Source organism: Phenylobacterium sp. J367 (assembly GCF_024699985.1).
Lineage (GTDB): Bacteria > Pseudomonadota > Alphaproteobacteria > Caulobacterales > Caulobacteraceae > Phenylobacterium.
The window spans coordinates 4532681-4548760 of record NZ_JAJONA010000001.1 but is presented as its reverse complement, the minus strand read 5'-3'; the positions used below and the strand labels follow the sequence as shown (position 1 = coordinate 4548760).

Annotated in this window: 13 protein-coding genes and 3 pseudogenes; 8 read left to right on the top strand and 8 right to left on the bottom strand. The window is 69.9% G+C overall.

Annotation, left to right across the window (positions count from 1 at the left end):
• The 4 genes and pseudogenes from LRS04_RS24190 to LRS04_RS24175 all read right to left on the bottom strand — a co-directional run bounded on the left by LRS04_RS24190 (position 1) and on the right by LRS04_RS24175 (position 3046).
• Positions 1 to 336 (bottom strand): DUF423 domain-containing protein, encoded by a 336-nt coding sequence (locus LRS04_RS24190; RefSeq protein WP_257818615.1) that lies wholly within the window; start codon positions 334 to 336, stop codon positions 1 to 3.
• A gap of 1 nt (position 337) precedes the next feature.
• Positions 338 to 946, bottom strand: a complete 609-nt coding sequence (locus LRS04_RS24185) for an amidase family protein (protein WP_257818614.1) — start codon at positions 944 to 946, stop codon at positions 338 to 340.
• 85 nt (positions 947 to 1031) lie between these two features.
• Positions 1032 to 1760, bottom strand: a pseudogene (locus tag LRS04_RS28530) (amidase); the annotation flags it as partial.
• A gap of 8 nt (positions 1761 to 1768) precedes the next feature.
• The gene (locus LRS04_RS24175) at positions 1769 to 3046 is read right to left on the bottom strand and encodes an aminotransferase class III-fold pyridoxal phosphate-dependent enzyme (RefSeq protein ID WP_257818612.1); all 1278 of its coding nucleotides are present in this window, start codon (positions 3044 to 3046) and stop codon (positions 1769 to 1771) included.
• Positions 3047 to 3134: 88 nt separating this feature from the next.
• Here LRS04_RS24175 and LRS04_RS24170 point away from each other — a divergent pair, with 88 nt between their 5' ends.
• The 4 genes from LRS04_RS24170 to LRS04_RS24155 all read left to right on the top strand — a co-directional run bounded on the left by LRS04_RS24170 (position 3135) and on the right by LRS04_RS24155 (position 6828).
• Positions 3135 to 4298: an MFS transporter gene (locus LRS04_RS24170; protein WP_257818611.1), complete on the top strand. Its 1164-nt coding sequence runs from the start codon at positions 3135 to 3137 to the stop codon at positions 4296 to 4298.
• Between the two features lie 21 nt (positions 4299 to 4319).
• Positions 4320 to 5078 carry an N-acyl homoserine lactonase family protein gene (locus tag LRS04_RS24165; RefSeq protein ID WP_257818610.1) on the top strand — a complete coding sequence of 253 codons (759 nt, stop codon included), beginning with the start codon at positions 4320 to 4322 and terminating at the stop codon, positions 5076 to 5078.
• A gap of 89 nt (positions 5079 to 5167) precedes the next feature.
• Positions 5168 to 6184, top strand: a complete 1017-nt coding sequence (locus LRS04_RS24160; RefSeq protein WP_257818609.1) for an NAD(P)-dependent alcohol dehydrogenase — start codon at positions 5168 to 5170, stop codon at positions 6182 to 6184.
• A gap of 5 nt (positions 6185 to 6189) precedes the next feature.
• The gene (locus LRS04_RS24155) at positions 6190 to 6828 is read left to right on the top strand and encodes a carboxymuconolactone decarboxylase family protein (RefSeq protein ID WP_257818608.1); all 639 of its coding nucleotides are present in this window, start codon (positions 6190 to 6192) and stop codon (positions 6826 to 6828) included.
• Positions 6829 to 6838: 10 nt separating this feature from the next.
• Here the strand turns inward: LRS04_RS24155 and LRS04_RS24150 are convergent, their stop codons facing one another.
• Both LRS04_RS24150 and LRS04_RS24145 read right to left on the bottom strand, forming a co-directional pair.
• Complete coding sequence (locus tag LRS04_RS24150) at positions 6839 to 7345, bottom strand: GAF domain-containing protein (protein ID WP_374577317.1); 507 nt, start codon at positions 7343 to 7345, stop codon at positions 6839 to 6841.
• 115 nt (positions 7346 to 7460) lie between these two features.
• A complete protein-coding gene (locus LRS04_RS24145; protein ID WP_257818606.1) occupies positions 7461 to 7811 on the bottom strand; it encodes a DUF6152 family protein in 351 nt (116 codons plus the stop codon).
• A gap of 232 nt (positions 7812 to 8043) precedes the next feature.
• Here LRS04_RS24145 and LRS04_RS24140 point away from each other — a divergent pair, with 232 nt between their 5' ends.
• The 4 genes and pseudogenes from LRS04_RS24140 to LRS04_RS24125 all read left to right on the top strand — a co-directional run bounded on the left by LRS04_RS24140 (position 8044) and on the right by LRS04_RS24125 (position 12437).
• Positions 8044 to 8559 (top strand): hypothetical protein, encoded by a 516-nt coding sequence (locus tag LRS04_RS24140; protein ID WP_257818605.1) that lies wholly within the window; start codon positions 8044 to 8046, stop codon positions 8557 to 8559.
• Positions 8560 to 8663: 104 nt separating this feature from the next.
• Positions 8664 to 9845 (top strand): CIA30 family protein, encoded by a 1182-nt coding sequence (locus tag LRS04_RS24135; RefSeq protein WP_257818603.1) that lies wholly within the window; start codon positions 8664 to 8666, stop codon positions 9843 to 9845.
• A gap of 140 nt (positions 9846 to 9985) precedes the next feature.
• A pseudogene (locus LRS04_RS24130) lies at positions 9986 to 10471 on the top strand (TonB-dependent receptor plug domain-containing protein); the annotation flags it as partial.
• 1315 nt (positions 10472 to 11786) lie between these two features.
• On the top strand, positions 11787 to 12437 hold the full coding sequence (locus LRS04_RS24125) for a TonB-dependent receptor domain-containing protein (RefSeq protein WP_257819243.1): 651 nt from the start codon (positions 11787 to 11789) through the stop codon (positions 12435 to 12437).
• A 672-nt stretch (positions 12438 to 13109) separates the two neighbouring features.
• Here the strand turns inward: LRS04_RS24125 and cysN are convergent.
• Positions 13110 to 15014, bottom strand: a complete 1905-nt coding sequence (gene cysN, locus LRS04_RS24120) for a sulfate adenylyltransferase subunit CysN (RefSeq protein WP_257818602.1) — start codon at positions 15012 to 15014, stop codon at positions 13110 to 13112.
• A pseudogene (cysD, locus tag LRS04_RS24115) lies at positions 15014 to 15965 on the bottom strand (sulfate adenylyltransferase subunit CysD). Before cysD ends, cysN begins: the two are co-directional and overlap by 1 nt.
• Positions 15966 to 16080: the final 115 nt, after the last annotated feature.

Here is a 16080-nt window from a genome sequence, read left to right as displayed (position 1 = left end):
TCAGGCCCGGTAGGCGGCCCAGGCCAGCATCGCCCAGCCGCCCATGAAGGCGAGGCCGCCCATCGGCGTCACCGCCCCCAGCACGCGCGGCGCGCCGAGCGCCATGGCGAACAGAGAGCCTGAGAACAGCACCACCCCGGCCAGGAACAGTGGCGGGGCGATCCGGGCGCTGAACTGCACCGCGGCGAACACCGCGAGCACATGGACGAAGCCATAGAGCGCGCCGGTGCGCAGCCACTCCTGGGCCTTGGGGTCGGGGATCCCGTGCGCCCCGAAAGCCCCGAAGCCGACGCACGCCAGGCCGAACAGGGCGGCCGTGACGAGATAGCCCTTCATCTCAACCCCAGACCTGCGGACGGCGATCCTTCCAGGGGCATTCCTTCTCCAGTTGCCCGGCCAGGCGGTAGAGCGTCGCCTCGTCGGCGAAGCGGCCGGTGAACATCATCCCGATCGGCAGGCCGCCCTCCGACTCCCAGAGCGGCAGGGAGAGCGAGGGCTGGCCGGTGAAGTTGAAGGGCGGGGTATAGGGGTAGGTCGCCGCCTGCCGCCGGTCGAACTCCTTGAGGTCGTCCATCAGCGGGTCGAGCCAGTCGGCGCGCGGCGCCGGCGTCGCCATCACCGGACTGAGGTAGACGTCGATGTCGTCGAAGGCGGCCAGGATCTGGCGGTTCATCAGGCGGAGCTGCTGGAAGCCCCAGAACGCCTGTTGGCCGGTCAGCCGCTGGCCGGCCGCATAGGCCCGGCGGGCGAGGGGGCCGAGCTCGCCCTCCGCCGGCTCGCGTCCGAGCTGCTCCACCCAGCGCTGGATGTTGGCGGCGAAGTTGGACGCGCTGGCCAGCCCCTGGGCGCGGTAGAGCGTCCGGTAGTCGATCCCGAGCCCGCGCTCGAAGACCTCGTGGCCCAGGCCCTTCAGCAGCTCCACGGTGCGGTGGAGCGCGCCGAGCATCTCGTCCGGGGATCGGCCGGCCGCTGGGCGTCTCCGCCGACCAGGCGATCCGCAGCTTGCCCGGGCTCTTGGAGACCTCGTCGAGGTAGGGGCCGTCCTTGGCCGGCGCCTGAAACGGATCGTCGGCCTGGGCGTAGCCGGTGGCGTCCAGCATGGCGGCGCTGTCGCGCACCGTGCGGCTGACGACGTGGTGCACCGAGAAGCCGAGCGCCCCGTCCGAGACCTCGCAGATCGGGGTGCGGTCGCGGGTGATCTTCATGCCGACGAGGCCGCAGTTGGCCGCCGGGATGCGGATCGAACCCAGGCCGTCGCTGGCGTGGGCCAGCGGCACGAGGCCCGCCGCCACCGCCGAGGCCGCGCCGCCCGACGAACCGCCGGCGATATGGTCGGGGTTCCAGGGGTTGCGGCAGGAGCCCAGCCGCTCGGAGTTGGTCACGCCGGGGATGCCGAACTCCGGCGTGTTGGTCTTGCCCAGCAGGATCACGCCCGCCGCCCGGTAGCGCCGGACAAGCTCGCTGTCGTCGGCGTCGGCGGCCACCTGGGCGAAGTAGCTGGCCGAGGTCCGCGGCCATCCCTTCACCTGGGCGCCGAGGTCCTTGATCAGGAACGGCACGCCCTTGAACGGCCCGTCGGGCAGGGGCTCCGTCGCCACGCGCCTGGCCTCGTCATAAGCCTTGTAGACCACGGCGTTCAGGACCGGATTGTGGTCCTCGATCCGGTCGATGGCCGCCTCCACCAGCTCGCCGGGGGTCACCGCCCGTTTGGCGACCAGCTCGGCCAGGCCCAGGCCGTCGTATTCGGAGAAGGTGGTCATCTTCGGCATCAGCGGGCTCCGGCGGAGAGGAAGGCGAGCTTTTCCACGGGCGCCAGCTCGCGGACCTGGCGCTTGAGCGCGGCGAACGCGCCCTCGGCGGCGTCGAGCGCCTGATCGATGTCGGCCTCGGTCATGGCCGCGCACAGGAACATGTTGTGCCAGGGGTGCACATAGACGCCGCGGGCCAGCATCTCGGAGGCGAAGCAGAAGCCCTTCCTGAGGTCCGGGTCGTCGTCGAACAGGAAGAGGGGCAGGGTGGAGGGGCCCGTCTGGCGGAAGCCGAAGCCGGCGGCCGACGCCCGTTCGGCGAGGCCCGCCCGCAGGCGGTCGCCGAGCGCGGTGATGCGCTCCAGGTAATCCGTCTCGCGGATGAGGCGCAGCGTCTCCAGCCCCGCCGCCATCGGCGCGGCCGCGTACCAGAAGGAGCCGGTGACGTAGATCGAGGCGGCCGCCGCCCGCGCCTTGTCCGAGCCCAGCAGGGCGGAGATCGCGTGGCCGTTGGCGACGCACTTGCCCCAGGTGGAGAGGTCCGGTTGGACACCGATGCGGCTCCAGGAACAGTCGCGGGAGAGCCGGAAGCCGGCGCGGACCTCGTCGACCACCAGCAGCGCCCCGGCAGCGTCGCAGAGCTCGCGGGCGCGGCGGGCATAGGCCGGGTCCGGCTCGGCCTGATCGATGAAGGCGTCGTGCTTGAAGGGCGCGGCGAAGATGCAGGCGAGGTCGTCGCCGGCCTGGGCGACCGCGGCCTCGAGGCTGGCGATGTCGTTGTAGTCGTAGAAGAGCTGGTGGGCCCGGTCGCTGTCGATCACGCCCGCGGGCCGGGGCGTGCACCAGGCAGCCGCGCCGTGATAGGCGCCCTTGGCGCGGACGACCGTCTTCCGCTTCGTGTGCGCGCGGCTCACCACCAGCGCCATGGACGTGGCGTCCGTGCCGTTCTTGCAGAACATCGCCCAGTCGGCATGGCTGACCATGCCGGTCAGCGCCTCGGCCAGCTCGACCATCAGGGCGGTGGGACCGGTCAGGGTGTCGCCCAAGCCGAGCTGCCGGACATAGGCCGCGTCGATCTCCGGCTGGGCGTAGCCGAACAGGTTCGGGCCGTAGGCGCACATGAAGTCGAGGTAGCGGCGGCCATCGGCGTCCCAGATGTGGGCCCCTTCGCCCCGCTCGAAGAACTGCGGGCAGTCGTCCGGCAGCAGGGCCACCGACTGGTGCCCGTACATCCCGCCCGGGATCACCGCCGCCGCGCGTTCGCGCAGTTCCCGGTCCCGGCTGTTGGCGCCTGCCATCACCCGCCTCCCTTATCGTTGGTAAGACATTACGCTGGACGGCCGGACTGTCACCCCAGATCGACCGACTCCGGATAGAAGACCCCCCATGTCCCCCGCCGTCCGCATGGGGCTCTACTACGGCGCCATCTTCATCGGCACCGGCGCGAGCTCGCCCTATCTCCCGGTCTGGTTCGAGCACCGGGGCCTTTCGGGCGCGCAGATCGGGCTGATCCTCTCCCTGCCGATGCTGGCGCGGGCGGTCAGCGCGCCCCTGCTGGCGATCTGGGCCGACAGCTTCCGGCTCCGCCGCACGGCGCTGATCATCATGGCCGCCGTGATCACCGGCCTCTTCGCGCTGATGGCCCTGCCGTTCGGCTTCGCCTGGTGGGCGGTGGTGTGGTTCGCGGCCTCCTCGATGTTCTCGACGCTGTCGCCCCTGACGGATGTGATCGTCCTGAAGCGGGCGGCCCGGGACGGCTTCAACTACGGCTGGCCGAGGGGGATCGGATCGGCGGCCTTCATCGTCGCCAACATCGTGGTGGGCTGGATGGTGGCGCGCGGATCGCCGGAGCTCGTCCTGGTCTGGATGGTGGCGGCGGCAGCGCTGGCCAGCCTCTGCGCCCGGCTCCTCCTGCCTCCCGACGAGGTCCACGAGGGCGGGCCGACGCCCAGCTTCGCCGAGCGGATGGCGGGCCTGAACGGCCTGCTGCGGGACCCCGTCTTCATGACCGCGGTGATCTCGGCCGGCCTCATCCAGTCGGCGCACGCCTTCTACTATTCGTTCTCGGCCCTCACCTGGCGCCAGCAGGGCATCCCGGAGAGCATGACCGGGGTGCTGTGGGCTGTCGGCGTCGCCGTGGAGATCGGCTTCCTCTGGTTCATGGAGCCGCTGCGCCGGCGCGCGGGACCGCGGCGGCTGCTGGCGATCGGCGGGGCGGCGGCCGTGGTGCGCTGGACGATCCTCGCCTTCTCGCCGCCCCTCTGGCTGATCTTCCCTCTGCAGGCCCTGCACGCGCTCAGCTATGCGGCGACCTTCCTGGCCTCGATCCAGCTCGCCGAGAGCCTGTCGACCCCGCGCAACGCCTCGGCCGGCCAGGCGATCAACTCGGCGCTGTCGTCGGGCATCCTGGCGGGCCTGGCGACCATGGCGTCGGGCTGGCTGTTCGACGGCTACGGCGCGCAGGGCTACCTGCTGATGGCGGCCATGGCGCTGGCGGGCACGCTGGGCGCGCTCCGCCTGTTCGGCATGCGCAGGCTGGACCCGGCCTGACCCGCGGGCCTAGGCTTGGCCATGGCGATGAAGCTCTCCGGCTGCCTCTGCGGCCAGTTCCACAGCTCCGGCGCGGGCATGGGCCTGGCCGAAGACCGCGTCAGCGTGCCGATCCCGTTCTATGTGTTGGAGCACGCGGACGGCGTGGCCCTGTTCGACGCCGGCGTCCCGGCCGCCATGCTCGACCGTAATGACAGCTATCTCGCGGCGCTGCAGGGCCAGGGGATGGATGTCAGCCTGGCGCCGGAGGAGACGGTGACCGCGCGGCTCGAGGCCCTGGACATCGATCCGGCCCGGGTGCGCCACGTCGTCCTCTCGCACCTCCACTTCGACCACGCCGGCGGCCTGCGCGAACTGCCGAACGCCACGCTCGTCGTGCAGCGCCGCGAATGGGAGGCCGGGTTCGAGCCGGAGCTCTCGGCTAGGTACGGCCTTCGCAAGCGGTACTTCGACCTCGGCCACCCGGTGGTGCTGGTGGACGGTGAGCACGACCTGTTCGGCGACGGCTCCGCGGTCTGCGTCCCGAGCCACGGCCACACCCCGGGCCACCAGTCGTTGCGGGTCCGGAGCGAGCAGGGCGACCACATCCTGGTGGGCGACGCCTGCTACAGCTGCGAGGTGGTGGAGACGCGCGCCTTCCCCGACTACTCGGACCACGACGCCATGAACGCCTCGCTCGACCGGCTGCTGGCGCTGCGCGAGCCCGGAACCGTGATGGTCTACGGCCACGACCGGAGCCAGTGGGGCGAGACGCCGGTGCTGCCCACCGCCCGCGCCTGACGCAGGGTGCGCCTGACGTTGGGTGAATCTTGCGGCCAGGAGGCGCCGCGCGCCTAATCCGCGGCCACGAAGCGGAGGAGCACCCCGGCATGCGCGCGATCCAAGTCGCCGAGCCCTACGGCATCGACAAGGTCGAGGTGGTCGAGGTCCCGGACCCGACGCCCGGTCCGGGCGAGGTGCTGGTGAGGATGCGGGCGGTCTCGCTGAACTACCGCGACCTGCTGATGGTCCAGGGCATGTACGGCCGCGGGCCGGCGCCGACGACGACCATCACGCCCTTCTCCGACGGCTGCGGCGTCGTCGAAGCCGTGGGCCCGGGCGTCACCCGCTTCAAGGCCGGCGACCGGGTCGCCACCATGTTCTTCCAGGGCTGGATCTCCGGGCCGCCGACGCTGGAGAAGGCGCTGACGGCGCTCGGCTATCCGATCCCGGGCGCCGGACGCGAGCTGGCGACCTTCAGCGAGCAGGGGCTTTCGAAGGTCCCGGAGTTCCTCACCGACCAGGAGGTCGCCACCCTGCCGTGCGCCGGCCTGACCGCCTGGCGGGCGCTCTTCGAGGACGCCAACCTCCAGCCCGGCGACACCGTGGTGCTGCAGGGCACCGGCGGGGTCTCGATCTTCGGCCTGCAATTCGCCCACGCCGCCGGCTACCGGACGCTGATCACCTCGTCCTCCGACGACAAGCTGGAGCGGGCGAGGGGCCTCGGGGCCGACCACCTGGTGAACTACAAGGATACGCCCGACTGGTCGAAGCCGGTGCGCGAGGCGACCGGCGGGCGCGGGGCCGATTTCATCATGGAGGTCGGTGGTGGCGGCACCATCGACCAGAGCATGAAGGCCGTCCGCATCGCCGGGCACATCTCGATCATCGGCGTGGTCGCCGGCATGGGGGCGGGCTTCAATCCCGCGGGCCTGATCGGCAATGCGGCCAAGCTGCAGGGGGTCTTCGTCGGCTCCCGTGACATGTTCGAGGCCATGTGCCGGGCGATCGAGCTGCACCGCATCCGGCCCGTCGTCGACAAGGTCTTCCCTTTCACCGAGGTCCAGGCCGCCTTCCGCGCCATGCAGGCGGGCGAGCACTTCGGCAAGATCGTTCTGGAGTTCTGAAACCCATGCCCCGCCTGCGCCAGGTCGCCCGCAAGGACGCGACCTCCGAGATCGTCACCAAGACCTACGACCGCCTGTTCGGCGACCGCGACCCTGTGGCCGAACCCGGCACCGCCACCGGCACCCGAGGCGACTGGTGGACGGTCTTCGCCCTGGTCCCGGACATCCTCGACCACGCCAACAAGGGCTTCGCGCTCTATCGCGCGCCGGAACGCAAGCTTGACCCGGTGCTGCGCGAGCTCGCCCAGACCCGCGCCGGCTTCAACAAGGGCAGCCAGTTCGTCTTCTCGCAGCACTGCAAGAGCCTGCGCGGCCTGAAGGTGGACGAGGCCAAGATCGCCGCCGTGCCGCACTGGCCGGTGTCAGACCTGTTCGACGAGAAGGAGCGGGCGGTGTTGGCCTATGCGGACTGCCTGAGCCTGCAGTCGGGACGGACGCCGGAGGCGGTGTTCGACAAGCTCCGGACCTTCCTCTCGGACGAGGAGATCATGGAGCTGACCTACATCACCTGCCTCTATGACATGCACGCGGTGATGACCCGGGCGCTGCGCCTCGAGTTCGACGACCGCGACGAGCCGGTGGTCGAGGTGGCGGCGCCCGAGAAGTTCGAGGGCCTCGACTTCCTGGACACCGGCCGGCGGTAGCGGCCCAACCTCAGTGACGCGGCTCGCGCGCCTGCAACGCGCGCCGCAGTTCCAGGTGGGTCATCACCAGATTGCCGAGGGCGACGAGGCCCGTCCGCTGGTCAGAGGTGAGGCCGCCGGGCCGAGGCTGATGGTCGAGGACGCAGACCGTGCCGATGGGCAGCTTCTCCGGCGTGGTGAGCACGGCGCCGGCGTAGAATCGCAGGTACGGCTCGCCGGTGACCAGAGGGTTGCATGAGAACCGGTCGTCCTTGGTCGCGTCCTTCACGACGACCAGGCCCGATTGCAGCAGGGCCTGCGCGCAGAAGGAGGTGGCGAGCGGTGTGCTCCGGACGCCCAGGCCCACCTCGGACTTGAACCACTGGCGGTCGCGGGCGATCAGGTTCACGACCGCGATCGGCGTCCCGCAGAGGATCGAGGCCAGTTGAGCGATATCGTCGAACGCGCGCTCCGGCGCCGTATCGAGGATGCCATAGCGATCCAGCGCCTTCAGCCGCGCTTCTTCATCCCAAGGCATGGACACGCACGATACTCCTACCGCTGGACCCCAGACGGGCGGCCTCCCCAGCACATAGCCGGAGTGACGATCGAGCGACAGGCCGTCGCGCGTGGGGCGGGCCCGGCCGCGGGCGTCAGCGCAGCTCGACGACCTTGCCGTCGACGGTGACACGCTCCAGCCGCATCTCGGCCGTGCCGTCGCTGCGCGGATAGCCCTCCAGGGTGACCGGCTTACCGGCGGCGAGCATCTCGCGGGTCAGGCCGCGGGCCTCCATGCGGGCGAGCGGGGCCAGGATGACCTCCCAGGTCTTGCCCTGGTAGGCGACCTTGGCGGTGGCGTGCGGATTGCCCCAGGCGAGGTCGGAGACCGGTGCGGTCACCTTGATCGTCTTGTCGGCGTCGTAGGAGCTCCAGCCGTGGTGGGCGAGGGCCGCCGGGGCGGCGCCCAGGGCGAGAGCGAGGGCCAGCGGGAGGGGGCGGATCATCAGTGTACTCCTGTGGGGGCCTGCCGCCACCCTAGCATGCAATTCGCAAGGCGGCGCGCCGAGGATGCGGATCCGCGTAACCGCACTCTCCCGGCCGCGCCGGATTTGGGAGCGGATTGCGTCTCCGCGACAACATGGCGACCGTTTTCGGGCATGATTTTGCCTCACGGGGTTGCCGCGGCGTTCGACGTGCCTGAAGACACCCCCGCGGATGCGTGGGGGTCTCAAGAGTATGCGTAACGAACGGGCGCTGAAGGTCGCGGGCGCGTTGGCGGCGGCGATCCTGGTGGGCTCTGCGGCCGAGGCCCAGGGACCGTCGGCGGGGGTGACCGCGATTATGGGGGCCACGGTGTTCCCGGCGACCGGCGCGGAACCGTTCGTCGCCAACGTCGTCATCCGGGACGGCCGCATCGCCGAGGTGGGGCCGAAGGTCCGCGCGCCGCGCGGCGCCACCGTCATCGACGCCAAGGGCAAGGCCCTGCTGCCGGGCTTCTTCGACCTGCACACCCACTGGACGCCGAACGGCCAGCCGAACATCACCCCGGAGATCGCGAACGCCTACATCGCCGCCGGCGTGACGACCGTGAACGATTTCCACCAGTCCCCCGGAAAGCTGGGCGCCCCGCCGCCAGTGGCTGTCGACGCTCTATTCGCCCCACGTGAACTTCACCGCCCGGACCTCGACGCCGGGCGGCCACGGCGCCGACTGGGCCGACGTGAACACCACCAAGTGGGTCAACACGCCTGAGGCCGCCCGCCAGGCGATCCGCGAGCTGGTCCCCCTACAAGCCCGACGTCATCAAGGCGTTCGCCGACGGCTGGCGGTACGGCACGGCGCCGGACAACACCAGCATGGACCAGGGCACGCTCTCGGCCCTGGTCGACGAGGCGCACAAGAACGGCTGGAAGGTGGGCACGCACTCCGTGACCGTCGACCGCGGGGCCGTCGCCGGCCGCGCCAAGGTCGACTTCATCGCCCACAGCCTGCAGGACCGGCCGATCGACCCTGAGGCCATCGCGGCGATCAAGGCGGGCGGCACGAGCTATGCGCCGACCCTGGCGGTCTATGAACCGGTGAAGCCCGGCGCGAAGCCGCCGGAGAACCCCGAGGACGCGCGCTTCAAGCAGTCGGTCCGCAAGTTCGGCTTCGCACTCCACAACGTGAAGGCGCTGCACGACGCCGGCGTGCGCGTGGCGCTGGGCACGGACGCCGGCATGCCCGGCACGCCGCACGGCGTGTCGACGCTGCGCGAGATGGAGCTGCTGGTGCAGGCCGGCCTGACGCCGAAGGAGGCCCTGATGGCCGCCACCGCGAACAGCGCCGCCGTCCTCGACATGCTGGGCGACCGCGGCACGATCGAGAAGGGCAAGCGCGCCGACCTGGTGCTGGTCGACGGCCAGCCCTGGAAGGCGATCTCCGACGTCCGCAAGACCAACCGGGTCTTCGTTGACGGCCGTGAGGTCTTCGGCCCGGGCGCGAAGCCGCCCAGGGCGAACAGCGAGCGGGCCATGCCGGCAGTGACCGTCAAGCCGCTGATCGACGACTTCGAGCGCGACGACGGCCGCACCCAGCTCGACACCGTGCGCACCGACGGCATGGACGGCGGCCATGACCGGACCGTGCAGGTGAGCCAGGTGATCGACCGCACCGGCGGCGGCAAGGCGCTGAGCATCGCCGCCCGCATGGCGGTGAAACAAGACCCGCAGGCGGCGGTGATCCTGCCGCTGACCCGGGGCTCGGTGCAGCCGGTGGACGCCCGGGCCTTTCAGGGCGTGAAACTCGACGTCCGCGGCGACGGCGGGACCTATGAGGTGATGGTCAACACCCTCTCGGGCCGCTGGATGGCCGAGGTGAAGGCGTCGAAGGACTGGTCGACGGTCGAGGTGCCGTTCAGCGCGCTGAAGCGGGCGCCAGGCCGCAGTGCGTCGAGCGCGCCGTGGACCGGCGGCGACCTTGTCGAGGTCGAGGTCGGCGGCTCGCGGGCCGGCGGCCAGAAGCTGTGGCTCGAGGTCGACAACGTGCGGTTCTACTGATCGCGCACGCGACGTTTCCGGACAGCGGCTGCCCGCGGGGGCGGCGGCTCAATCGGTCGGACAAGGAGCGAAGACCTCCGCCGGCCAAGTTCAAGAGGGGGTAATCCCAAGTGAGTTCAAGACTGTCTTTGCGCGCCCTGATGATGGGCACATCGGTTCTCGCCGGCCTGGCCTTCGCCGGCCAGGCGCTGGCCCAGGCCTCCGAAGAGACGGCGGTCGAGGAGATCGTGGTCGTCGGCTCGCAGATCGAGGGGTCCAAGGTCACCGCGGCCCTGCCGGTGACCGTGGTGGGCGCCGACGACATCGACGCCGTGGCGGCGACGTCCGGCGACGACCTGTTCCGCTCGATCCCGCAGATGGGTGACGTGAGCTTCAACTCGGCCTACCTGCCCAACTCGTCGAACTCGGCGCGCGGCGACGTGGGCTCGGTGAACCTGCGCAACCTCGGCGTCGGCAACACCCTCGTGCTGCTGAACGGCCGCCGCGTGGTCGCCCACCCGACCAGCCGTGCGGACGAGAACCTCGTCCCTGTGCTGACCTACAACACCAACGCCATCCCGGTGTCGGGCCTGAAGCGCCTGGAAGTCCTGCGCGACGGCGCCGCCGCCCTCTACGGCTCGGACGCGGTCGCCGGCGTGGTCAACACCGTCCTGATGGACAACTTCGAAGGCCTGCAGGTCGAGGCCCAGTACGGCGCGGCCGAAGGCACGAACCTGACCGAGACCGATTTCAACGTCATCGCCGGCAAGAACTGGGACCGGGGCAACCTGACCCTGTTCGTCAACTACGCCGAGAAGAGCGCGCTGCGCGCCTGGGACCAGGACTACACCTCGTCCTCGGACAAGCGTCCCCTGTTCGCCGGCACCCGCTTCGCAGGCGCCGCCAGCCTCGACGGCCGGACCACCACCATGCCGTGGGCCTCGCTGCAGACCCTCGGCAACGTGGCCGTGCGCCAGAACGGCAACCTGATCACCTCCACCGCCGGCGCCTTCCACACCCAGCCGACGACCTTCGCGGGTTGCCGGGTGACGCTGGGCTCGTACTGCATCGACGACGCCGCTCCGGCCACCGCCGGCGAGGACCGCGACCTGCGCTACGACGCGGCCAGCTTCAACACCTCGGTGATGCCGGAGACCGAGCGCCTCAACCTGTTCCTGAGCGGCAACTGGGAGCTGACCGAGGAGATCCAGGCGTTCGGTGAAGTCGGCTACTACGCCGCCTCGACCCACAGCGTGCAGAGCCCGACGGCGACGCTGTCGTCGCTGCCGATGGCCATTCCGGCGTCCAACTACTGGAACCCGTTCGGCCCGACGACCTTCGCCAACGGCCAGGCCAACCCGAACCGCCTGCCGGGCCTCAGCGTCGGCCCGGCCGGCGTGGCCGTGGTGCTGCGGGGCTACACCTTCGCCGATGTCGGCCCGAACGAGGTGGATGTCGACCTCACCCAGACCCGTTTCCTGGGCGGCCTGCGCGGCGAGAAGTTCGGCTTCAACTGGGAAGGCGGGCTCCTCTATTCCCACGCCAAGTCGGACGACGTGTCGGACGGCATCAGCGCGACCCTGCTCCAGCAGCAGCTCGCGCTGTCGACGCCTGACGCCTACAACCCGTTCAACGGCGGCACCCCGGGCAATCCGAGCATCGGCGACGGCACGCCCTCGTCGCAGGCGGCCATCGACGCGATCTCGATCCGCACGCGTCGCCTGGCGACCAGCTCGCTGTCGCTCGTCGACTTCAAGGTCTCCAAGGCCGACCTGTTCGCCCTGCCGGGCGGCGATCTCGGCTTCGCGGCCGGTGTCGAATGGCGCCGTGAGACCCAGCAGGACGACCGCGACCCGCGCCTCGACGGCACGGTGACCTTCACCGACGCGGTGACCGGCATCGTCTACGGCAACGACCTGGTCGGCTCGTCGCCGTCCCCCCGACACCAAGGGCAAGCGCAAGGTGGCCTCGGCCTATCTCGAGTTCGCGATCCCGGTCGTCTCGCCCGAGATGAACATCCCGTTGGTGCACAACCTCGAGTTCCAGCTCGCGGGCCGCTACGAGGACTTCTCGGACGTGGGCGATGTGGCCAAGCCGAAGGTCGCCGGCGCCTGGGACATCTTCGATGGCCTGCGGATCCGCGGCTCGTGGGCCCAGGGCTTCAAGGCCCCGAACCTCGAGCAGATCAACGCCACGCTCGTCACCCGCTCCAACACCCGCACCGACTGGGTGAAGTGCGAGGCCGACCTGCGCGCCGGCCGGATCGCCAGCTTCTCCAACTGCGCCCGTTCGCAGTCCACCACCGCGCGTCGGGCCGGCAACCCGGACCTGAAGCCGGAGGAGAGCGAAACCTGGGGCGTCGGCGCGGTCTTCGAGCCGCACTTCGTGCCGCCGGAAATGGGCCGCTTCACCTTCACGCTCGACTACTGGAACGTGAAGCAGGAGGGCATCGTCGGCCTGTTCGGCGAGGGCAACGCCTTGATCCTCGACTACCTGGAGCGCGTCCAGGGCCGGTCCAACCCGAACGTGATCCGCGCGGCGGCTCCACCGCCGACGACATCGCGCTCTTCAACAACACCGGCCTCGCGCCGGTGGGCTCGGTCCTCTACGTGAACGACCAGTACCAGAACCTCCTGCCGCAGGAGGCCGAGGGCCTGGACATCGGCGTGATCTGGCGGCTCGACACGGACCGCTTCGGTTCGTTCGACGCCAACTTCAACGCCGCCCATCTGATCAAGTTCTACCGCTCGCCGTCTCCGGACATCGCCGCCCTCATGGCGGCGCGCGACGCGGGCACGATCAACGCCGGCACGACCATCACCGGCGGCGGCGACCTGATCCGTCAGAACGGCCGTCCGGAGTGGAAGTGGAGCGCGTCGCTGACCTGGCGCTACGACCAGTTCACCGTGGGCGCCTTCACCCAGTACGTCGACGACGTGGAGGACACGGGCATCCGTGACAGCGCCGGCGACCCGTGGGTGGTGGACAGCCAGCTCACCGGCAATCTCTACGGCCAGTACGAGTTCCAGGACGGCTGGGCGAGCGACACCCGCCTGCGCATCGGCGTCCGGAACATTACCGACGAGAAGCCGCCGCTGGCGACCGATGGCTACCTGGCCGCGCTGTACCAGCCGTACAGCCGCTACTGGTACGTGAACGTCCGCAAGACGTTCTAAGGACCTGGACGCGCCCTTCCGCCCGCGAGGCGGAAGGGCGGTCACCGGATACGGAAAAAGGCCCGGCGAGCGATCGCCGGGCCTTCTTCGTTGGCAGCTCCGGATCTCGTCAGATTCCCGGGTCGAAGGCGCCTTCCAGCCAGGCGAAGATCTGCTCCGCGGCCTGTTCCGGGGCGAGCTTCGTCGTGTCGATGACGATCTCGGCGTGCTCCGGCGGTTCGTAGGGGCTGTCGATGCCGGTGAAGTTCTTCAACTGGCCGGCGCGGGCCTTCGCGTAGAGGCCCTTCACGTCGCGCCGCTCGGCTTCCGCCAGCGGCGTGTCGACGAACACCTCCACGAACTCCCGCTCGCCCATCAGCTCGCGGGCCATCCGGCGCTCGGCCCGGAACGGCGAGATGAAGGAGACCAGCACGATCAGGCCGGCGTCGACCATCAGCTTGGCGACCTCGGCCACCCGGCGGATGTTCTCGACCCGGTCTTCCTCGGTGAAGCCCAGGTCCTTGTTGAGGCCGTGGCGGACGTTGTCGCCGTCCAGGAGGTAGGTGTGCCGCCCCTCGGCGTGGAGCCGCTTCTCGAGCAGGTTGGCGATGGTCGACTTGCCGGCCCCCGAAAGGCCGGTGAGCCAGACGACGCGGGCCTTCTGGCCCTTCGCCGCCGAGCGGGCCGCCTTGCTCACGTCCAGCGCCTGCCAGTGGATGTTCTGGCTGCGGCGGAGCGCGAAGTGCAGCATGCCCGCGCCCACCGTCCGGTTGGAGATCCGGTCGATGAGGATGAAGCCGCCGAGGTCCTTGTTCTCGGCATAGGCGTCGAAGGCGATGGGCGCGTCGAGCGCCAGGTTGCAGACGCCGATCTCGTTCAGCTCCAGGCGGGTCGCCGCCAAGTGCTCCAGGGTGTTCACATTGACCTTGTACTTGGGCTCGGTGACCTGGGCGGCGACCGTACGGGTCCCGAGCTTCAGGAGGTAGGGCCGGCCCGGCAGCATCGGCTCGTCGTCGAACCAAACGATCGTGCTCTCGAACTGGTCGGCGACTTCCGCCGGCTGGCCCGCCGCAGCCAGCACGTCGCCGCGGGACACGTCGATCTCGTCCTTCAAGGTGATGGTCACCGACTGGCCGGCGACCGCTTCGGGCAGGTCGCCGCGGAAGGTGACGATGCGGTCGACGGTGCTCTCGCGGCCGGAGGGCAGGGCCTTCACCCGGTCGCCCGGCTTCACCACGCCGGACGCGATCAGGCCCGAGAACCCGCGGAAGTCGAGGTTCGGCCGGTTGACCCACTGGACCGGCATGCGGAAGGGCTTCTCCCGCAGGTCGTCCTCGATCGGCGCCTCCTCCAGCCACCGCATCAGCGGCGGGCCGGCGTACCAGGGCGCCTGGGGAGAGGGTTCGGTGATGTTGTCGCCCTTGAGCGCCGACATCGGGATGGCCGTGAAGTGCTCGATGCCGATCTGGGCGGCGAAGGCGCGGTAGTCGGCGAGGATCTGGTCGAAGACAGCCTGCGACCAGTCCACCAGGTCCATCTTGTTGATCGCCAGGACCACGTGGCGGATGCCGAGCAGGCTGACGAGGTAGCTGTGCCGCCGGGTCTGGGTCAGCACGCCCTTGCGCGCGTCGATGAGGATGATGGCTGCGTCCGCCGTGGACGCGCCCGTCACCATGTTGCGGGTGTACTGCTCGTGGCCGGGCGTGTCGGCGACGATGAATTTCCGCTTGTCGGTCGAGAAGAAGCGGTAGGCCACGTCGATGGTGATGCCTTGTTCCCGCTCGGCGGCGAGGCCGTCGACGAGGAGGGCGAAGTCGATGTCGCCGCCCTGGGTGCCGACCTTCTTGGAATCCCGCTCGAGAGCCGCGAGCTGGTCCTCGAAGATCATCTTGCTGTCGTAGAGCAGCCGTCCGATCAGGGTCGACTTGCCGTCGTCCACCGAGCCGCAGGTGAGGAACCTCAGCAGCGACTTCTTCTCGTGGGACTCGAGATAGGCCTCGATGTCCTCGGCGATGAGGCTGGATTGATGGGCCATCAGAAATAGCCCTCCTGCTTCTTCTTCTCCATCGAGGCGGCCTGGTCGTGGTCGATGACCCGGCCCTGGCGCTCCGATGTGGTGGTGAGCAGCATCTCCTGGATGATTTCGGGCAGGGTCGCCGCCGTGCTCTCGACCGCCCCCCGTCAGCGGATAGCAGCCGAGCGTGCGGAACCGCACCGAGCGCATCTGCGGGGTCTCGCCGGGGAGCAGGCGGAAGCGGTCGTCATCGACCATGATCAGCGTGCCGTCACGCTCCACCACCGGCCGTTCGGCCGAGTAGTAGAGGGGGACGATCGGGATCTTCTCCAGGTGGATGTATTGCCAGATGTCCAGCTCGGTCCAGTTGGAGATCGGGAACACCCGGATGCTCTCGCCCGGGTTCTTCCGCGTGTTGTAGAGCCGCCAGAGCTCGGGGCGCTGGTTCTTGGGGTCCCAGCGGTGCTGGGCCGAGCGGAACGAGAAGATCCGCTCCTTGGCGCGAGACTTCTCCTCGTCGCGCCGCGCGCCGCCGAAGGCCGCATCGAAGCCGTACTTGTCGAGCGCCTGCTTCAGCCCCTCGGTCTTCCACATGTCGGTGTGCAGCGGACCGTGGTCGAAGGGGTTGATGCCGCGCGCCTCGGCCTCGGGGTTCTTGTGCACCAGCAGTTCGAAGCCGAGCTCGCGCGCCATCCGCTCGCGCATCTCGTACATCGCCTTGAACTTCCACGTCGTGTCGACGTGCAGGAGCGGGAAGGGCGGCCGGGACGGATAGAAGGCCTTGGCCGCAAGGTGCAGCATCACGGCGCTGTCCTTGCCGATGGAATAGAGCATCACCGGGCGCTCGGCCTCGGCGACGACCTCGCGCATGATGTGGATGCTCTCGGCTTCCAGGCGCTGCAGGTGGGTGAGCGTTGACGAGGTCAAACGGCCTTCGCGGGTCTGGAGGTCGGGCGCGACGCGGGCGTCCATGCGGTTTCGGGACCTTACTGCAATCAGAATTCCTCCGCGCGCCGGGCGGCGTGCGGGTCGGGCCCTGCGCCTCACTTAGAGAAGCGACCCGGAGGCGGCAAGCCGAGGACGCCCC